This is a genomic window from Mesorhizobium sp. M6A.T.Cr.TU.016.01.1.1, from assembly GCF_003952585.1.
Classification (GTDB): Bacteria; Pseudomonadota; Alphaproteobacteria; order Rhizobiales; family Rhizobiaceae; genus Mesorhizobium; species Mesorhizobium mediterraneum.
The window spans coordinates 6,039,709-6,055,747 of sequence record NZ_CP034452.1 but is presented as its reverse complement, the minus strand read 5'-3'; the positions used below and the strand labels follow the sequence as shown (position 1 = coordinate 6,055,747).

Sequence of the window (16,039 nt, the reverse complement as noted above, 5' to 3'; positions counted from 1 at the left end):
TTCACGGGGAGAAGGTGGCGGCAGCCAGATGAGGGGCGGCGCAACGTTTGCAAGATGGTCAGGACCGGAGCGATGGTCGCTCCTTACAGCTTCAGTCGAAAAACGCTTCCACTACATTGCGCTTGCCGAGCATGAAGGCGTCGGCGACATGCTGCAGCGGGGCGAGATCGACATCGGAGACGCCGGCGCGCACGATCTCGGCGAAACGCCTGTAGAGCATCGGATATTCGGCTTCCGGCTCGTCGTGAACGACGCGGCCGTCGACCTCGAGTTTTGATCCGCCGCCCGAAAGCACCATCGCGCCCTTGTCCGTCTCGGCCAGAATGTCCCAGCTTTGCGGGCCGGTCTGGCGCCAGTCGAGCTCCATCGTCACCGGCAATCCACCAGAGGTGCGGAAGGCGATATGGGCGGCGATCGGGGCGGCGCGGTTTTCGGGAAAATCGAGAATTGCCGAGGTGATGAACATCGCCGGCAATATGTGGGTCGCGATCGACAGCGCGTTGATGCCGGGATCGAAGACGCCGAAGCCGCCTGGGGCCCAGATCCAGTCCTGATTCGGGTGCCAGCGGCGCACGTCTTCCTTCCAGTTGATGGCTGCCGATCTGATCTGGGTCGAGCCGAGGAATGCACGCGCGGCTTCCACCGCCGGCGCATAGCGCGAATGCCAACTGGCGAACAGCGAGACGCCGTTCGCGACCGCTAGCGCCTTCAAATCCTCGACCTCGCTGACCGTGGCGCCGGGCGGCTTTTCCAGGAAGACATGCTTTTTCGCTTCGAGCGCGGTCCGTGCGGCATCATAGCGGAACTGCGGCGGCATGCAGAGCGATACGGCATCGAGCTCCGGCACAGCGTCGAGCATCGCCTCGATGGTTGGGAAATTCGGGATGTCTTCCACCTTGCCGTGCCGGCTGGCGGCAGCGGCGAGGCGATAGGCCTGGTCCTTTGCCAAGGCCGGCAGGTGCTGGTCGCGGACGATCTTTCCCACCCCGACGATGCCGAGCTTGATGGGGTTGCTGTTCGAGGACATGGGAGACTCCGCGGATTGGATGCGCTTGGCTGTCAGCAGCGAATGGTTCTTAGCAGAGAACCGATGCCGGGCAAGTCTCGGCGGAGTCGGACATGACGGTCCCAGGCGAGGGCAGGTACAGCCGCCATTGCCTCTCGTTCAGACTGGCCCTGCTTCAGACTGGCCCTGCTTCAGGCCGGAACGTCGAAGGTGACGATCGACACTTCGCCTTCGAGCGCGCCCTGATAGGCCGACAGGTGCGGCTCTTCGTCGGGCACGCCGTCCAGGTCGCCTATCTGGTCGAGCTCCGCCTCGGCGTAACCTTCGGCCGAGAGCGATTCGAGCGCCCGGCGCACCGCCGAATCGTCGTCGGGCGCGACCAGCATGAGGTGGACGCCTTCCGGCTTGCCGCCCTTCCTTTTCCATGCGCGGCCGGTGATGATGGTGACCGGGCGCTCATCATTGTCGTTCACGGGCTGATTCCTCCGGGCGAGGGGATTTGCGCTATTCATGCCGCCTTTTTCGCATGAAGCATGGCCGCGCAACAGCCGAAAGCCGGTCACTTTCTTCCTTCCTCTTGCAAAATGACGAAAGAAAATTACATGCGCCTTTCGCATGGCTGCCAAGCCTTGGTTTCAGCGTAATATTTGGCGCTCCGGGGTTGACGGGCAACAGGCTTGCGAGTAGAAGCCGGCCAGTCAGAACCGATGTGAGGCTCTCCCTTCCGAAGCGACACGCTTTGGAGTTTGCCTCAAACAGGGTTCGTTTTACGAGCGAAAAGACATTTCCGGCGTGCATGAAGCGGCTTCCGCTTCCTCTGCCATTTGTTCGGGCAAGACCGCGAGGCGCGGTTTGTGGCCCGAATTTGCGTATGGAAATGACGCTTTGAGCGGCCCTGACCGGGCGAGACACGGAATTGAGAGACAAGAGGGTTTAATGCCTACCGTCAACCAGCTGATCCGCAAGCCGCGCATTGCGCCGGTGAAGCGCAACAAGGTCCCGGCCATGCAGCAGAACCCGCAGAAGCGGGGCGTCTGCACGCGCGTCTACACAACGACGCCGAAGAAGCCGAACTCGGCGCTGCGCAAGGTCGCCAAGATCCGCCTGACCAATGGTTTTGAAGTGATCGGCTACATCCCCGGCGAAGGCCACAACCTTCAGGAACACTCGGTGGTGATGATCCGCGGCGGCCGCGTCAAGGATCTTCCGGGCGTCCGCTACCATATCATCCGCGGCGTGCTCGACACGCAGGGTGTGAAGAACCGCAAGCAGCGCCGTTCGAAGTACGGCGCCAAGCGTCCGAAGTGACCGAAGCGTAGCCAAGGTCATCCCGGACGGCGCCAGGCGACGATCCGGGATCCAGGCCACCACGCAGAATTGAGGCAGAGAAAAAATGTCCCGTCGTCACAGTGCAGAAAAGCGTGAGATCAACCCGGACCCGAAGTTCGGTGATCTGATCGTCACCAAGTTCATGAATGCCGTCATGTATGACGGCAAGAAGTCGGTTGCCGAGACCATCGTCTACGGTGCGCTCGACCAGGTCCAGTCCAAGACCAAGCAGGAGCCGGTCACCGTCTTCCATCAGGCGCTCGACAATGTAGCGCCGCATGTGGAAGTGCGTTCGCGCCGCGTCGGTGGTGCCACCTACCAGGTTCCGGTCGACGTGCGCCCCGAGCGCCGTCAGGCGCTGGCCATCCGCTGGCTGATCGCTGCGGCCCGCAACCGCAACGAGACCACTATGGTCGACCGCCTCTCCGGCGAGCTGATGGACGCGGCCAACAACCGCGGCACCGCCGTGAAGAAGCGTGAAGACACCCACAAAATGGCAGAAGCCAACCGCGCCTTCGCGCACTACCGCTGGTAAAGCGCGAACGAGACTGAAGAGGCACCTCCCATGGCCCGCGAATATAAAATCGAAGACTACCGCAATTTCGGTATCATGGCGCATATCGACGCCGGCAAGACGACGACCACCGAGCGCGTCCTCTACTACACGGGCAAGTCGCACAAGATCGGCGAAGTCCATGACGGCGCTGCCACCATGGATTGGATGGAGCAGGAGCAGGAGCGCGGCATCACCATCACGTCCGCCGCGACCACGACCTTCTGGAAGGCTCGTGACGGCAAGATGCATCGCTTCAATATCATCGACACCCCCGGCCACGTCGACTTCACCATCGAGGTCGAGCGTTCGCTGCGTGTGCTCGACGGCGCCATCGCGCTGCTCGACGCCAATGCCGGTGTCGAGCCGCAGACGGAGACCGTCTGGCGCCAGGCCGACAAGTACCGCGTGCCGCGCATGATCTTCTGCAACAAGATGGACAAGATCGGCGCTGATTTTTACCGCTCGGTCGAGATGATCGGTTCGCGCCTCGGCGCACATGCCGTCGTCATGCAGTTGCCGATCGGCGCCGAGACCGAGTTCAAGGGCGTCGTCGACCTCGTCGAGATGAACGCGCTGGTCTGGCGTGACGAAACGCTGGGCGCCGCCTGGGACGTCGTCGAGATCCCGGAAGACCTCAAGGCTCGTGCCGAAGAATACCGTGAGAAGATGATCGAGGCCGCCGTCGAAATGGACGAGACGGCGCTTGAGAATTACCTCGAAGGCAAGATGCCGAGCAATGACGAGATCCGCGCGCTGATCCGCAAGGGCACCATTGCGGTGAAATTCTATCCGATGTTCTGTGGCTCGGCCTTCAAGAACAAAGGCGTGCAGCCGCTGCTCGACGCCGTCGTCGAATACCTGCCGTCGCCGGCCGATGTTCCGGCCATCAAGGGCGTCGACGCCAAGACCGATGCCGAGATCGAGCGTCATGCCGACGACAACGAGCCGCTGTCGATGCTCGCCTTCAAGATCATGAACGACCCGTTCGTCGGTTCGCTCACCTTTGCCCGCATCTATTCGGGCAAGCTCACCAAGGGCATTTCGGTCGACAACACGGTCAAGGGCAAGAAAGAGCGCATCGGCCGCATGCTGCAGATGCATGCGAACTCGCGCGCCGACGTCGAAGAGGCTTTTGCTGGTGATATCGTCGCACTGGCTGGTCTCAAGGACACGACCACGGGCGACACGCTCAGTGATCCGCTGCATCCGGTCATCCTCGAGCGCATGGAATTCCCCGATCCGGTCATCCAGATCGCTATTGAGCCGAAGACCAAGAACGACCAGGAAAAGATGGGCCTCGCCCTTCACCGCCTGGCCGCCGAGGATCCGTCCTTCCGCGTCAAGACCGACGAGGAAAGCGGCCAGACGATCATTTCCGGCATGGGCGAACTTCACCTCGACATCATCGTCGACCGCATGCGTCGCGAGTTCAAGGTCGAGGCCAATGTCGGCGCGCCGCAGGTGGCCTATCGCGAGACGATTACCCGCAGCCAAGAACAGGACTACACGCACAAGAAGCAGACCGGCGGTACCGGTCAGTTCGCCCGCGTCAAGATCCTCTTCGAGCCGAATCCGGAAAGCAGCGAATTCCAGTTCGAAACCAAGATCGTCGGCGGCGCTGTGCCGAAGGAATACATCCCCGGCGTCGAAAAGGGCATCAACAGCGTCATGACGTCGGGCCCGTTCGCCGGCTTCCCGATGATCGGCGTCAAGGCGACGCTGATCGATGGTGCCTACCACGATGTGGACTCCAGCGTTCTGGCCTTCGAAATCGCTGGCCGTGCCTGCTTCCGTGAAGCGGCGCCCAGGCTTGGTGTGCAGTTGCTCGAGCCGATCATGAAGGTCGAAGTGGTGACGCCGGAAGATTATGTCGGCAGCGTCATCGGCGATTTGAACGGCCGTCGCGGCCAGATCCAGGGCCAGGAAGCCCGTGGTGTGGCGGTGGTTATCAACGCGATGGTGCCGCTCGCCAACATGTTCAAATACGTCGACAATTTGCGCTCGATGAGCCAGGGCCGCGCGGCCTACACGATGCAGTTCGATCACTACGAGCCGGTGCCGACCGCGGTCGCTCAGGAAGTCCAGAAGAAATACGCGTAACCCGGGCGGGTTGCAGCGCTAACTTAATTCAAAGCCCGCACGGGCGAGCAGGAATGGAGACATCACATGGCAAAAGGTAAATTCGAGCGTACAAAGCCTCATGTGAACATTGGCACGATTGGCCACGTCGATCATGGCAAGACGTCGTTGACGGCGGCGATCACCAAGTATTTTGGCGAATACAAGCGCTACGACCAGATTGATGCGGCGCCTGAAGAGAAGGCGCGCGGCATCACCATCTCGACGGCGCATGTCGAATACGAGACGGCTGCCCGCCACTACGCCCATGTCGACTGCCCCGGCCACGCCGACTATGTGAAGAACATGATCACCGGCGCTGCGCAGATGGACGGCGCGATCCTGGTTGTGTCGGCCGCCGACGGCCCGATGCCGCAGACCCGCGAGCACATCCTGCTGGCCCGTCAGGTCGGCGTGCCGTCGATCGTGGTGTTTTTGAACAAGGTCGACCAAGTCGACGACGCCGAGCTGCTCGAGCTGGTCGAGCTCGAGGTGCGTGAGCTGTTGACCAAGAACGAGTTCCCCGGCGACGACATTCCGATCGTCAAGGGCTCGGCGCTTGCGGCTCTGGAAGATTCCGACAAGAAGATCGGCGAGGACGCGATCCGCGAATTGATGGCTGCGGTCGACGACTACATCCCGACGCCGGTTCGTCCGCTGGACAAGCCGTTCCTGATGCCGATCGAGGACGTGTTCTCGATCTCGGGCCGCGGCACGGTTGTGACCGGCCGCGTCGAGCGCGGCGTGGTCAAGGTCGGCGAGGAGCTCGAGATCATCGGCATCCGTCCGACGACCAAGACGACTTGCACCGGCGTCGAGATGTTCCGCAAGCTGCTCGACCAGGGCCAGGCCGGCGACAACATCGGCGCGCTGCTGCGCGGTGTCGACCGTGAAGGTGTCGAGCGCGGCCAGGTTCTGGCCAAGCCCGGCACGGTCAAGCCGCACAAGAAGTTCGTGGCCGAAGCCTACATCCTGACCAAGGACGAGGGTGGCCGTCACACGCCGTTCTTCACCAACTACCGTCCGCAGTTCTATTTCCGCACGACCGACGTGACCGGCATCGTGTCGCTGCCGGAAGGCACCGAGATGGTGATGCCGGGCGACAACATCACGGTCGATGTCGAGTTGATCGTGCCGATCGCCATGGAAGAGAAGCTGCGCTTCGCCATCCGTGAAGGCGGCCGCACCGTCGGTGCCGGCATCGTCGTCACCATCAAAGAATAATTTGGACTTAAACCGATCTGTCGCGGGCGCTGCCCGCGCCGCGCCAGAACAAGGAAGTGACGCATGAACGGACAGAATATCCGCATCCGCCTGAAGGCGTTTGATCACCGGGTGCTCGACGCCTCAACACGGGAAATCGTGTCGACGGCCAAGCGCACCGGTGCCAACGTCCGCGGCCCCATTCCGCTGCCGACGCGGATCGAAAAGTTCACGGTCAACCGGTCGCCTCACGTCGACAAGAAGAGCCGCGAGCAGTTCGAGATGCGCACGCACAAGCGTTTGCTCGATATCGTCGATCCAACCCCGCAGACGGTCGACGCTTTGATGAAGCTCGATCTTGCCGCCGGTGTCGACGTCGAGATCAAGCTCTAAGGAACCAGAGGGGCGGGGCAACCCGCAACTCTGAAGGAACAAGAGGCGTGGAGGGGCGACAGCCCCGACAGGGAACTCTAAAGGAATTGAACCGATGCGTTCAGGTGTGATTGCAAAGAAGGTGGGAATGACCCGCATCTACAACGATGCCGGGGAACATGTTCCCGTCACTGTTCTCCAGATGGAGAACTGCCAGGTCGTGGCGCAGCGCACGCAGGAGAAGAACGGCTATACCGCCGTCCAGCTCGGCGTTGGCCTTGCCAAGGTGAAGAATACGTCGAAGGCGATGCGCGGCCATTTCGCGACCGCTTCCGTCGAGCCGAAGGCCAAGGTTGCCGAATTCCGCGTCTCCGCCGACAACATGATCGATGTCGGCGCCGAGATCACCGTCGATCATTTCGTCGCCGGCCAGAAGGTCGATGTGACGGGGACCACGATCGGTAAGGGTTTTCAGGGCGTCATCAAGCGGCACCACATGGGCGGCGGCCGCGCGACCCACGGCAACTCGGTCTCGCACCGTACCCACGGCTCGACCGGCCAGCGCCAGGACCCGGGCAAGGTGTTCAAGGGCAAGCATATGGCTGGCCACATGGGTGACACCCGCGTCACAACGCAGAATGTCGAAGTCGTCTCGACTGACGCCGATCGCGGCCTGATCCTGATCCGCGGCGCGGTTCCCGGTTCGAAGGGCGCCTGGATCCTGGTCCGCGATGCGGCCAAGATTGCGCTGCCGGCCAATGCGCCGAAGCCTGCCGCAATCCGCGCTGTTGCAACCAATGATGCCGCCAAGAACGATGCCCCGGCCACAGTAGATGCCCCGGCCACAGAGGGAGCGGAATAATGGACCTCAAGATCACAACGCTTGGCGGCAAGGACGCCGGCAAGGTGAAACTCTCCGAGGAGATTTTCGGCCTTGATCCGCGCGAGGACATCCTGCAGCGCGTCGTGCGCTGGCAGCTTGCCAAGAAGCAGCAGGGCACGCACAAGACCAAGGGTCGCGCCGAGATCGCTCGGACCGGCGCCAAGATGTACAAGCAGAAGGGTACGGGCCGCGCCCGTCACCATTCGGCACGCGCTCCGCAGTTCCGCGGCGGCGGCAAGGCCCACGGTCCGGTCGTCCGCAGCCACGAGCACGATTTGCCGAAGAAGGTGCGTGCGCTGGGCCTCAAGCATGCTCTTTCGGCCAAGGCCAAGAGCGCATCGCTCATCATCATCGACGAGTTGATGATGACTGAGGCCAAGACCAAGGCGCTGATCGCGAATTTCGCGACGCTGGGCCTGTCCAACGCCCTGCTGATCGGCGGCGCCGAGCTCGATAAGAACTTCAAGCTGGCGGCGACGAACATCCCGAACATCGACGTGCTGCCCATCCAGGGCATCAACGTCTACGACATTCTGCGCCGCGGCACGCTGGTCCTCTCGAAGGCCGCCGTCGAGGCTCTCGAGGAGCGCTTCAAATGACCGACCTTCGTCACTACGACGTGATCGTCTCGCCGGCGATCACCGAAAAGTCGACCATGGCTTCCGAGCAAAACCAGGTCGTCTTCAACGTCGCCAAGAAGGCGTCGAAGCCGGAAATCAAGGCCGCCGTCGAAGCGCTGTTCGGCGTCAAGGTGATGGCCGTGAACACGCTTGTCCGCAAGGGCAAGATCAAGCGCTTCCGCGGCACGATCGGCCGCCAGAGCGACGTCAAGAAGGCGATTGTGACGCTGGCCGACGGCCAGTCGATCGACGTCGCGACGGGTCTCTGAGCAAGACCGCGAGGACAGAAACATGGCACTGAAAAAATTCAACCCGATAACGCCGAGCACCCGCCAGCTGGTCATCGTCGATCGCTCGGGCCTCTATAAGGGCAAGCCTGTCAAGGGCCTGACCGAAGGCCTGACCAAGTCGGGCGGCCGCAACAATTACGGCCGCATCACGGCCCGCTTCATCGGCGGCGGTCACAAGCGTACGTACCGCATCATCGATTTCAAGCGCCGCAAGTTCGACGTTGTCGGCACGGTCGAGCGTATCGAATACGATCCGAACCGCAGCGCCTTCATCGCGCTGATCAAGTATGACGATGGCGAGCTGTCCTACATCATTGCCCCGCAGCGCCTTGCTGCCGGCGACAAGATCGTGGCCGGCGAAGCGGTCGACGTGAAGCCGGGCAATGCGATGCCGCTGGCCTCGATGCCGGTCGGCACGATCGTCCACAACATCGAGCTGAAGCCAGGCAAGGGCGCCCAGGTTGCCCGTTCGGCTGGTGGCTATGCCCAGCTCGTCGGCCGTGACCAGGGCATGGCGATCCTGCGCCTGAATTCGGGTGAGCAGCGTGTCGTCCACGGCTCGTGCATGGCCACTGTCGGCGCCGTGTCCAACCCGGACCACGGCAACATCAATGACGGCAAGGCAGGCCGCACGGTGTGGCGGGGAAAACGTCCGCACAACCGCGGCGTGACCATGAACCCGGTCGACCATCCGCATGGCGGCGGCGAAGGCCGCACCTCGGGTGGCCGCCATCCGGTTTCGCCTTGGGGCAAGCCGACCAAGGGCAAGAAGACGCGGTCCAATAAGGCGACCGACAAGTTCATCCTGCGCTCGCGCCATCAGCGCAAGAGCTAAGAAGAGGTAACGCCAAGTGACTCGTTCGATTTGGAAAGGCCCCTTCATTGACGGCTACCTTCTCAAGAAGGTGGACAAGGTTCGTGAAGGTGGTCGCAATGAGGTGATCAAGATGTGGAGCCGTCGCTCCACCATCCTGCCGCAGTTCGTCGGCTTCACCTTCGGTGTCTACAACGGCCAGAAGCACGTTCCCGTTTCGGTGAACGAGGACATGGTCGGCCACAAGTTCGGTGAATTCGCTCCGACCCGGACCTATTACGGTCACGGCGCGGATAAGAAGGCGAAGAGGAAATAATCATGGGCAAGGCCAAAGCTCCGCGCAGGCTTGCTGACAACGAAGCGCGCGCCGTGTTGCGCACGATCCGTATCAGCCCGCAGAAGCTGAACCTCGTTGCCGCGCTGATCCGCGGCAAGAAGGTCGCGACAGCGCTTTCCGATCTCGAATTCTCGGCCAAGCGGATTTCCGGCACGGTCAAGAAGACGCTGGAATCGGCAATCGCCAACGCGGAAAACAACCACGACCTCGATGTCGATGCGCTGATCGTGGCGGAAGCCTATGTCGGCAAGTCGATCGTCATGAAGCGGTTCCATGCCCGTGGCCGTGGTCGCGCCAGCCGTATCGAGAAGCCGTTCTCGCACCTCACGATCGTCGTTCGTGAAGTCGAAGAAAAAGGGGAGGCCGCATAATGGGCCAGAAAGTCAATCCGATCGGTCTGCGTCTCGGCATCAACCGCACCTGGGATTCGCGCTGGTTCGCGAACACCGGCGAGTATGGCAAGCTGCTGCATGAGGACATCAAGATCCGCAAATATCTTGAGAAGGAACTCAAGCAGGCTGCGATTTCGAAGGTCGTGATCGAGCGTCCGCACAAGAAGTGCCGCGTCACCATCCATGCGGCGCGTCCGGGCCTGATCATTGGCAAGAAGGGCGCCGACATCGAGAAGCTTCGCAAGAAGCTGATGGAGATGACGAAGTCCGAGACGCATTTGAACATCGTCGAAGTGCGCAAGCCCGAGATCGATGCGACGCTGGTCGCCCAGTCGATCGCCCAGCAGCTCGAGCGTCGTATCGCGTTCCGCCGCGCCATGAAGCGCGCCGTGCAGTCGGCGATGCGCCTCGGTGCCGAAGGCATCCGCATCAACTGCGCCGGCCGTCTCGGCGGCGCCGAGATCGCGCGCATGGAATGGTACCGCGAAGGTCGCGTGCCGCTGCATACGCTGCGCGCCGACGTCGACTACGGCACGGCCGAAGCGCACACGGCTTACGGCATCTGCGGCGTCAAGGTCTGGGTGTTCAAGGGCGAAATCCTCGAGCACGACCCGATGGCTTCGGAGCGCCGTGCGACCGAGGGCGATCATGCGCATGGCGGTGGTGGTGAGCGCGAACGCGGTCGCCGTCGCGAAAACGCCTGAGACAGTTGAGAATTTGGAGTTAGAACGATGCTGCAGCCAAAGCGCACAAAGTTCCGCAAGCAGTTCAAGGGCCGTATCCACGGTGCCGCCAAGGGTGGCACCAATCTGGATTTCGGCGGTTTCGGGCTGAAGGCGCTTGAGCCGAACCGCGTCACCGCGCGTGAGATCGAGGCGGCCCGCCGCGCGATCACCCGCGAAATGAAGCGCGCCGGCCGCGTCTGGATCCGTATCTTCCCGGACGTGCCGGTGACGTCGAAGCCGACCGAAGTCCGCATGGGCAAGGGCAAGGGCGCGGTCGACTACTGGGCGGCGCGCGTCAAGCCAGGCCGCATCATGTTCGAGATCGACGGCGTCAATGAGGAAACCGCCCGTGAGGCGCTGCGTCTCGGCGCGGCCAAGCTCTCGGTCAGGACGCGCTTCGTACAGCGCATCGCAGAATAAGGACGGGCTGATCATGAAAGCCGAAGACATCCGGACCAAGACCCAGGACCAGCTGACCGACGATCTGGCCAGCCTGAAGAAGGAGCAGTTCAACCTGCGCTTCCAGAAGGCCACCGGCCAGCTAGAGAAGACCGCGCGCGTGAGGCAGGTCCGCAAGGACATTGCGCGTATCAAGACCATCGCTGCGGAAAAGTCCGCGGCTAAGAAGGCTTAAGGACGAAAACCATGCCAAAGCGCATTCTGCAGGGCACCGTCGTCAGCGACAAAAACGAGAAGACGGTTGTCGTCAAGGTCGAACGGCGCTTCACGCATCCCGTGATGAAGAAGACCGTGCGCATGACCAAGAAGTACAAGGCGCACGACGAAAACAACGCCCACAAGGTCGGCGATCAGGTGTTTATCCAGGAATCGAAGCCGATTTCCAAGGACAAGCGCTGGACCGTAGTGTCTTCGGACCAGGCGTAAACAACGAATTTTGGACAGACCGGGGAGGGGCTTTGAGCCCGTCCCGTTAGAAGAGAAGAAGGCGGCCAGTCATGATTCAGATGCAAACAAACCTCGACGTCGCGGATAATTCCGGCGCCCGTCGTGTCATGTGCATCAAGGTGCTGGGCGGCTCGAAGCGGAAATACGCTTCCGTGGGCGACATCATCGTGGTGTCGATCAAGGAAGCCATCCCGCGCGGCCGCGTCAAGAAGGGCGATGTGATGAAGGCGGTCGTGGTTCGCACGGCCAAGGACATCCGCCGCCCGGACGGCAGCGTGATCCGTTTCGACAAGAACGCGGCCGTTCTCGTCGACAACAAGAAAGAGCCGATCGGCACGCGTATCTTCGGACCGGTTCCGCGCGAACTCCGCGCCAAGAACCACATGAAGATCATCTCGCTCGCGCCTGAAGTGCTGTAAGGAGCCGGACCAATGCAGAAGATTAGAAAAGGCGACAAGGTCGTCGTGCTGGCCGGCAAGGACAAGGGCCGTTCGGGCGAAGTCCTCTCGGTACAGCCGAAGGAAGACACCGCGCTGGTGCGCGGCGTCAACATGATCCGTCGTCACCAGAAGCAGTCCCAGTCCCAAGAGGGCGGGATCATCACCAAGGAAGCGCCGATCCAGCTGTCGAACATCGCGCTGGCCGACCCCAAGGATGGCAAGCCGACCCGCGTCGGTTTCATCTTCCAGAAGGACGGCAAGAAGGTGCGCGTCGCCAAGCGCTCGGGAGAAGTCATCAATGGCTAAGTCTCAAACCAAGCAGGCGACTGCCCAGAACACGCCGCGCCTCAAGCAGGTCTACAACGAGACCATTCGCAAGGCGCTGCAGGAGCAGTTCGGCTACGAGAACGAGATGCAGGTTCCGCGCATCGACAAGATCGTGCTGAACATGGGCGTCGGCGAAGCGACCGGCGATTCGAAGAAGCCTTCGATCGCGGCCGAGGATCTTGCGATGATCGCCGGCCAGAAGGCCGTCGTCACCCACGCCCGCAATTCGATCGCCGGCTTCAAGGTCCGCGAAAAGATGCCGATCGGCGCCAAGGTCACGCTGCGCAAGGAACGCATGTACGAGTTCCTCGACCGCCTCGTGAACATCGCGCTGCCGCGCGTCCGCGACTTCCGCGGACTCAATCCGAAGAGCTTCGATGGCCGTGGCAACTATGCCATGGGCATCAAGGAACACATCGTGTTCCCGGAGATCAACTACGACAAGGTTGATCAGATCTGGGGCATGGACGTCATCGTTTGTACGACTGCGAAGACGGACGACGAAGCCAGGGCATTGCTCAAGGCCTTCAACTTCCCCTTCCGCCAGTAACGGCAGCGAGAAAAGGAAAAATCTGAATGGCAAAGACCAGCTCAGTCGAGAAGAACAACAGGCGCCGCAAGCTTGTGGACCAGTACGCTGCCAAGCGTAAGGCCCTCAAGGCGATCATCATGGATCAGTCCAAGCCGATGGAAGAGCGCTTTCGCGCTCAGCTGAAGCTTGCGGCACTGCCGCGCAACTCGGCCAAGATCCGCATCCGCAACCGCTGCGAAGTCACCGGACGTCCGCGTGCTTACTATCGCAAGCTCAAAGTATCGCGCATCGCGCTTCGTGATCTCGGCAACAACGGCCAGATCCCGGGCCTGGTCAAGTCGAGCTGGTAAGGAGGACATAACATGTCATTGAGCGATCCTCTCGGCGATATGCTGACCCGCATCCGCAACGCCTATGGCCGCAAGAAGTCGAGCGTTTCGACGCCGGCCTCGCGCCTGCGTACCCGCGTCCTCGACGTGCTGAAGGCGGAAGGCTATATCCGCGACTACAGCCAGACCGACTTCGACAACGGCAAGTCCGAAATCGAGATCGAGCTGAAGTATTTCGACGGTGCGCCGGTCGTGCGCGAAATCGCCCGCGTCTCGAAGCCGGGCCGTCGCGTCTACGTTTCGGCGAAGTCGATCCCGCACGTCGCCAACGGCCTCGGCATCGCCATCCTTTCGACGCCGAAGGGCGTGATGGCCGACCACGAAGCGCGTGAACAGAATGTCGGCGGGGAAATCCTCTGCCAGATATTCTAATCTGGCTGACCTGAAACAAGAGAAGTGACGAGGACAACAAAATGTCTCGTATTGGAAAGAAACCCGTTTCGCTGCCGCAGGGCGTGACCGCGACCGTCGACGGCCAGACCGTCACGGCGAAGGGCCCCAAGGGTGAGCTGAAGTTCGTGGTGAACGACGAAGTGCTGGTCAAGATGGAAGGCAGCGAGATCGCTGTCCAGCCGCGCGACCAGACCAAGACCGCCCGCTCCAAATGGGGCATGTCGCGCACGCAGATCGTCAACATCCTGCAGGGCGTCAAGGACGGTTTTGAAAAGAAGCTCGAGATCACCGGCGTCGGCTATCGCGCCGCCATGCAGGGCAAGAACCTGCAGTTGGCGCTCGGCTTCAGCCATGACGTCGTCTACGAAACGCCGCAGGACATCACGATCACCGTGCCGAAGCCGACGGAAATCACCGTGACCGGCATCGACAAGCAGAAGGTCGGCCAGGTTGCTGCCGAGATCCGCGAATATCGCGGTCCCGAGCCGTACAAGGGTAAGGGCGTTCGTTACGCTGGCGAGAAGATCGTCCGCAAGGAAGGCAAGAAGAAGTAATTTCAACGCCGCGGGGAGCGGTCGCGGGAGGCTTGTCCTACCGCACAGGGTTGCCCCCGTTTTTTGAAGGCAAGGAACTGATATCATGGGCTCGAAAGAATCCACCCAACGCCGCGCTCAGCGCGTCCGCCGCCAGATCAAGAAGGTCGCAGGCGAGCGTCCGCGCCTGTCGGTCCACCGCACGTCGAAGAACATCTACGTGCAGGTCATCGACGACGCCAAGGGCCACACCATCGCTGCTGCCTCGACGCTGGAGAAGGACCTCAAGGGTTCGCTCAAGACCGGTGCCGACACTGCCGCCGCAGTGGCAATCGGCAAGCTGATTGCCGAGCGCGCTTCGAAGGCCGGCGTCAAGGAAGTCGTCTTCGACCGCGGACCGTACATCTATCACGGCCGCGTCAAGGCACTGGCCGAGGCTGCCCGTGAAGGCGGCTTGAGCTTCTAAAAAGTTTCGCCCCCGGCAACCCCACAGAGGGAACCGGATATCATCATCAACCGTGCTTCCGGAAAAAAACAAGGAACAGGATATGGCACAGGAACGTAGGGATGGCGGCCGCGGCCGTGATCGCGAAGAGCGCGACGACGGCATGGTGGACAAGCTCGTCCACATCAACCGCGTCGCCAAGGTCGTCAAGGGCGGCCGGCGCTTCGGTTTTGCAGCACTCGTCGTCGTCGGCGACCAGAAGGGCCGCGTCGGCTTCGGTCATGGCAAGGCGCGCGAAGTGCCTGAGGCGATCCGCAAGGCGACCGAATCGGCCAAGCGCGACATGATCTTCGTGCCGCTGCGCTCGGGCCGTACGCTGCACCACGACGTCGAGGGACGCTGGGGTGCCGGACGCGTTCTGCTGCGCGCTGCCAAGCAGGGTACCGGCATCATCGCCGGCGGCCCGATGCGCGCCGTCTTCGAGACGCTCGGCATGCATGACGTGGTCGCCAAGTCGATGGGTTCGTCGAACCCGTACAACATGGTTCGCGCCACCTTCGACGCGCTGAAGAGCCAGATGCATCCCAAGGATGTGGCCGCGGCGCGCGGCATCAAGTATTCGACGCTTCAGGCCCGCCGCGGCACCGCCGTTGCGGCCGAAGAATAGTCGATCTGACCAGGGATTTTGACCATGGCCAAGAAAGCAACCAAGACCATCACCGTCGAGCAGATCGGTTCGCCGATCCGCCGGCCGAAGGAGCAGCGCGCGACGCTGGTCGGCCTCGGCCTCAACAAGATGCACAAGCAGCGCACGCTGGAGGATACACCCTCCGTGCGCGGCATGATCGCTGCCGTCCAGCATCTCGTCCGCGTCGTGGACGAGGGCTGAGCCAGAGCGCAGGAGAACTCAGATGAAACTCAACGATCTGCGTGACAAGGACGGCGCGACGCATTCCAAGAAGCGTCTCGGCCGCGGCATCGGTTCCGGCTCGGGCAAGACCGCCGGTCGCGGCGTCAAGGGCCAGAAGGCGCGCTCCGGCGTCGCCATCAACGGCTTCGAGGGCGGCCAGATGCCGCTCTACCGGCGCCTGCCGAAGCGTGGCTTCAACAACATCTTCGCCAAGAGCTTCACTGTCGTGTCGCTGGCCCGCATCCAGGCCGCGCTCGACGCCAAGAAGCTCGACGCCAAGGCGACCGTGACGGCCGAAGCGCTGGTCGCTGCCGGCGTCATCCGCCGCGTCAAGGATGGCGTACGCATCCTCTCCGACGGCGACATCAAGTCGAAGCTCGCCTTCGACGTGGCCGGCGCCTCCAAGGCTGCCATCGAGAAGATCGAAAAGGCCGGCGGTTCGGTGAAGCTGCCGGAAAAGGCAGCCGCCGAGTAACGTCGATTTGAAGCGCGATCGGCAAGAGTGGGATACGTTTCGCT

At 62.0% G+C, this 16,039-nt stretch carries 27 protein-coding genes; 25 read left to right on the top strand and 2 right to left on the bottom strand.

What is annotated here, in order from left to right; all coding sequences use genetic code 11:
• Positions 1-91: 91 nt before the first annotated feature.
• Together EJ075_RS29280 and EJ075_RS29275 are read right to left on the bottom strand one after the other, a co-directional pair.
• On the bottom strand, positions 92-1,027 hold the full coding sequence (locus tag EJ075_RS29280) for a Gfo/Idh/MocA family oxidoreductase (RefSeq protein ID WP_126106704.1): 936 nt from the start codon (positions 1,025-1,027) through the stop codon (positions 92-94).
• Positions 1,028-1,197: 170 nt separating this feature from the next.
• Positions 1,198-1,479, bottom strand: a complete 282-nt coding sequence (locus EJ075_RS29275; RefSeq protein ID WP_095488828.1) for a transcriptional regulator — start codon at positions 1,477-1,479, stop codon at positions 1,198-1,200.
• 463 nt (positions 1,480-1,942) lie between these two features.
• Between EJ075_RS29275 and rpsL the strand changes: the two genes are divergently transcribed.
• From rpsL to rplO, 25 genes are all read left to right on the top strand, one after another.
• Entirely contained in the window at positions 1,943-2,314 is a 372-nt protein-coding gene (rpsL, locus tag EJ075_RS29270; RefSeq protein ID WP_006333356.1) for a 30S ribosomal protein S12, read from the top strand.
• An 85-nt stretch (positions 2,315-2,399) separates the two neighbouring features.
• Positions 2,400-2,870, top strand: coding sequence for a 30S ribosomal protein S7 (rpsG, locus tag EJ075_RS29265; RefSeq protein ID WP_008875664.1), 471 nt, complete (start codon positions 2,400-2,402; stop codon positions 2,868-2,870).
• A 30-nt stretch (positions 2,871-2,900) separates the two neighbouring features.
• On the top strand, positions 2,901-4,991 hold the full coding sequence (gene fusA, locus EJ075_RS29260) for an elongation factor G (protein ID WP_126106703.1): 2,091 nt from the start codon (positions 2,901-2,903) through the stop codon (positions 4,989-4,991).
• 66 nt (positions 4,992-5,057) lie between these two features.
• On the top strand, positions 5,058-6,233 hold the full coding sequence (gene tuf / locus EJ075_RS29255) for an elongation factor Tu (RefSeq protein WP_126106702.1): 1,176 nt from the start codon (positions 5,058-5,060) through the stop codon (positions 6,231-6,233).
• Positions 6,234-6,296: 63 nt separating this feature from the next.
• Entirely contained in the window at positions 6,297-6,605 is a 309-nt protein-coding gene (rpsJ, locus tag EJ075_RS29250; protein ID WP_006205468.1) for a 30S ribosomal protein S10, read from the top strand.
• Between the two features lie 94 nt (positions 6,606-6,699).
• Positions 6,700-7,446: a 50S ribosomal protein L3 gene (rplC, locus tag EJ075_RS29245; protein ID WP_126106701.1), complete on the top strand. Its 747-nt coding sequence runs from the start codon at positions 6,700-6,702 to the stop codon at positions 7,444-7,446.
• Positions 7,446-8,066, top strand: coding sequence for a 50S ribosomal protein L4 (gene rplD, locus EJ075_RS29240; RefSeq protein ID WP_126106700.1), 621 nt, complete (start codon positions 7,446-7,448; stop codon positions 8,064-8,066). The genes rplC and rplD overlap by 1 nt, the downstream gene beginning before the upstream one ends.
• Complete coding sequence (locus tag EJ075_RS29235; RefSeq protein ID WP_010909275.1) at positions 8,063-8,356, top strand: 50S ribosomal protein L23; 294 nt, start codon at positions 8,063-8,065, stop codon at positions 8,354-8,356. The genes rplD and EJ075_RS29235 overlap by 4 nt, the downstream gene beginning before the upstream one ends.
• Positions 8,357-8,378: 22 nt before the next feature.
• Complete coding sequence (gene rplB / locus EJ075_RS29230; protein WP_095488566.1) at positions 8,379-9,212, top strand: 50S ribosomal protein L2; 834 nt, start codon at positions 8,379-8,381, stop codon at positions 9,210-9,212.
• A gap of 16 nt (positions 9,213-9,228) precedes the next feature.
• Complete coding sequence (rpsS, locus tag EJ075_RS29225) at positions 9,229-9,507, top strand: 30S ribosomal protein S19 (protein ID WP_006205463.1); 279 nt, start codon at positions 9,229-9,231, stop codon at positions 9,505-9,507.
• 2 nt (positions 9,508-9,509) lie between these two features.
• Complete coding sequence (rplV, locus tag EJ075_RS29220) at positions 9,510-9,899, top strand: 50S ribosomal protein L22 (protein WP_006205462.1); 390 nt, start codon at positions 9,510-9,512, stop codon at positions 9,897-9,899.
• Positions 9,899-10,624: a 30S ribosomal protein S3 gene (gene rpsC, locus EJ075_RS29215; protein ID WP_095488567.1), complete on the top strand. Its 726-nt coding sequence runs from the start codon at positions 9,899-9,901 to the stop codon at positions 10,622-10,624. Before rplV ends, rpsC begins: the two co-directional genes overlap by 1 nt.
• 27 nt (positions 10,625-10,651) lie before the next feature.
• Positions 10,652-11,065 carry a 50S ribosomal protein L16 gene (rplP, locus tag EJ075_RS29210; RefSeq protein ID WP_023799290.1) on the top strand — a complete coding sequence of 138 codons (414 nt, stop codon included), beginning with the start codon at positions 10,652-10,654 and terminating at the stop codon, positions 11,063-11,065.
• Positions 11,066-11,078: 13 nt separating this feature from the next.
• Positions 11,079-11,279, top strand: a complete 201-nt coding sequence (rpmC, locus tag EJ075_RS29205) for a 50S ribosomal protein L29 (protein WP_006205459.1) — start codon at positions 11,079-11,081, stop codon at positions 11,277-11,279.
• Between the two features lie 11 nt (positions 11,280-11,290).
• Entirely contained in the window at positions 11,291-11,530 is a 240-nt protein-coding gene (gene rpsQ / locus EJ075_RS29200; RefSeq protein WP_023799288.1) for a 30S ribosomal protein S17, read from the top strand.
• A gap of 71 nt (positions 11,531-11,601) precedes the next feature.
• Positions 11,602-11,970 carry a 50S ribosomal protein L14 gene (gene rplN, locus EJ075_RS29195; RefSeq protein WP_006205457.1) on the top strand — a complete coding sequence of 123 codons (369 nt, stop codon included), beginning with the start codon at positions 11,602-11,604 and terminating at the stop codon, positions 11,968-11,970.
• Positions 11,971-11,982: 12 nt separating this feature from the next.
• Positions 11,983-12,297 (top strand): 50S ribosomal protein L24, encoded by a 315-nt coding sequence (gene rplX, locus EJ075_RS29190; protein WP_013531428.1) that lies wholly within the window; start codon positions 11,983-11,985, stop codon positions 12,295-12,297.
• Positions 12,290-12,868: a 50S ribosomal protein L5 gene (rplE, locus tag EJ075_RS29185; RefSeq protein WP_095488568.1), complete on the top strand. Its 579-nt coding sequence runs from the start codon at positions 12,290-12,292 to the stop codon at positions 12,866-12,868. Before rplX ends, rplE begins: the two co-directional genes overlap by 8 nt.
• Positions 12,869-12,894: 26 nt before the next feature.
• Positions 12,895-13,200, top strand: coding sequence for a 30S ribosomal protein S14 (gene rpsN / locus EJ075_RS29180; protein WP_029352223.1), 306 nt, complete (start codon positions 12,895-12,897; stop codon positions 13,198-13,200).
• Positions 13,201-13,212: 12 nt separating this feature from the next.
• The gene (gene rpsH, locus EJ075_RS29175; protein WP_006205453.1) at positions 13,213-13,611 is read left to right on the top strand and encodes a 30S ribosomal protein S8; all 399 of its coding nucleotides are present in this window, start codon (positions 13,213-13,215) and stop codon (positions 13,609-13,611) included.
• Between the two features lie 41 nt (positions 13,612-13,652).
• Entirely contained in the window at positions 13,653-14,186 is a 534-nt protein-coding gene (gene rplF / locus EJ075_RS29170) for a 50S ribosomal protein L6 (RefSeq protein ID WP_023799285.1), read from the top strand.
• Between the two features lie 85 nt (positions 14,187-14,271).
• Positions 14,272-14,631, top strand: a complete 360-nt coding sequence (rplR, locus tag EJ075_RS29165) for a 50S ribosomal protein L18 (protein WP_029352225.1) — start codon at positions 14,272-14,274, stop codon at positions 14,629-14,631.
• Positions 14,632-14,713: 82 nt separating this feature from the next.
• Positions 14,714-15,277, top strand: a complete 564-nt coding sequence (gene rpsE, locus EJ075_RS29160; RefSeq protein WP_006333394.1) for a 30S ribosomal protein S5 — start codon at positions 14,714-14,716, stop codon at positions 15,275-15,277.
• Positions 15,278-15,301: 24 nt separating this feature from the next.
• Positions 15,302-15,499 (top strand): 50S ribosomal protein L30, encoded by a 198-nt coding sequence (rpmD, locus tag EJ075_RS29155; RefSeq protein WP_006205449.1) that lies wholly within the window; start codon positions 15,302-15,304, stop codon positions 15,497-15,499.
• A 22-nt stretch (positions 15,500-15,521) separates the two neighbouring features.
• Positions 15,522-15,995 carry a 50S ribosomal protein L15 gene (gene rplO / locus EJ075_RS29150; RefSeq protein ID WP_126106699.1) on the top strand — a complete coding sequence of 158 codons (474 nt, stop codon included), beginning with the start codon at positions 15,522-15,524 and terminating at the stop codon, positions 15,993-15,995.
• Positions 15,996-16,039 lie beyond the last annotated feature (44 nt).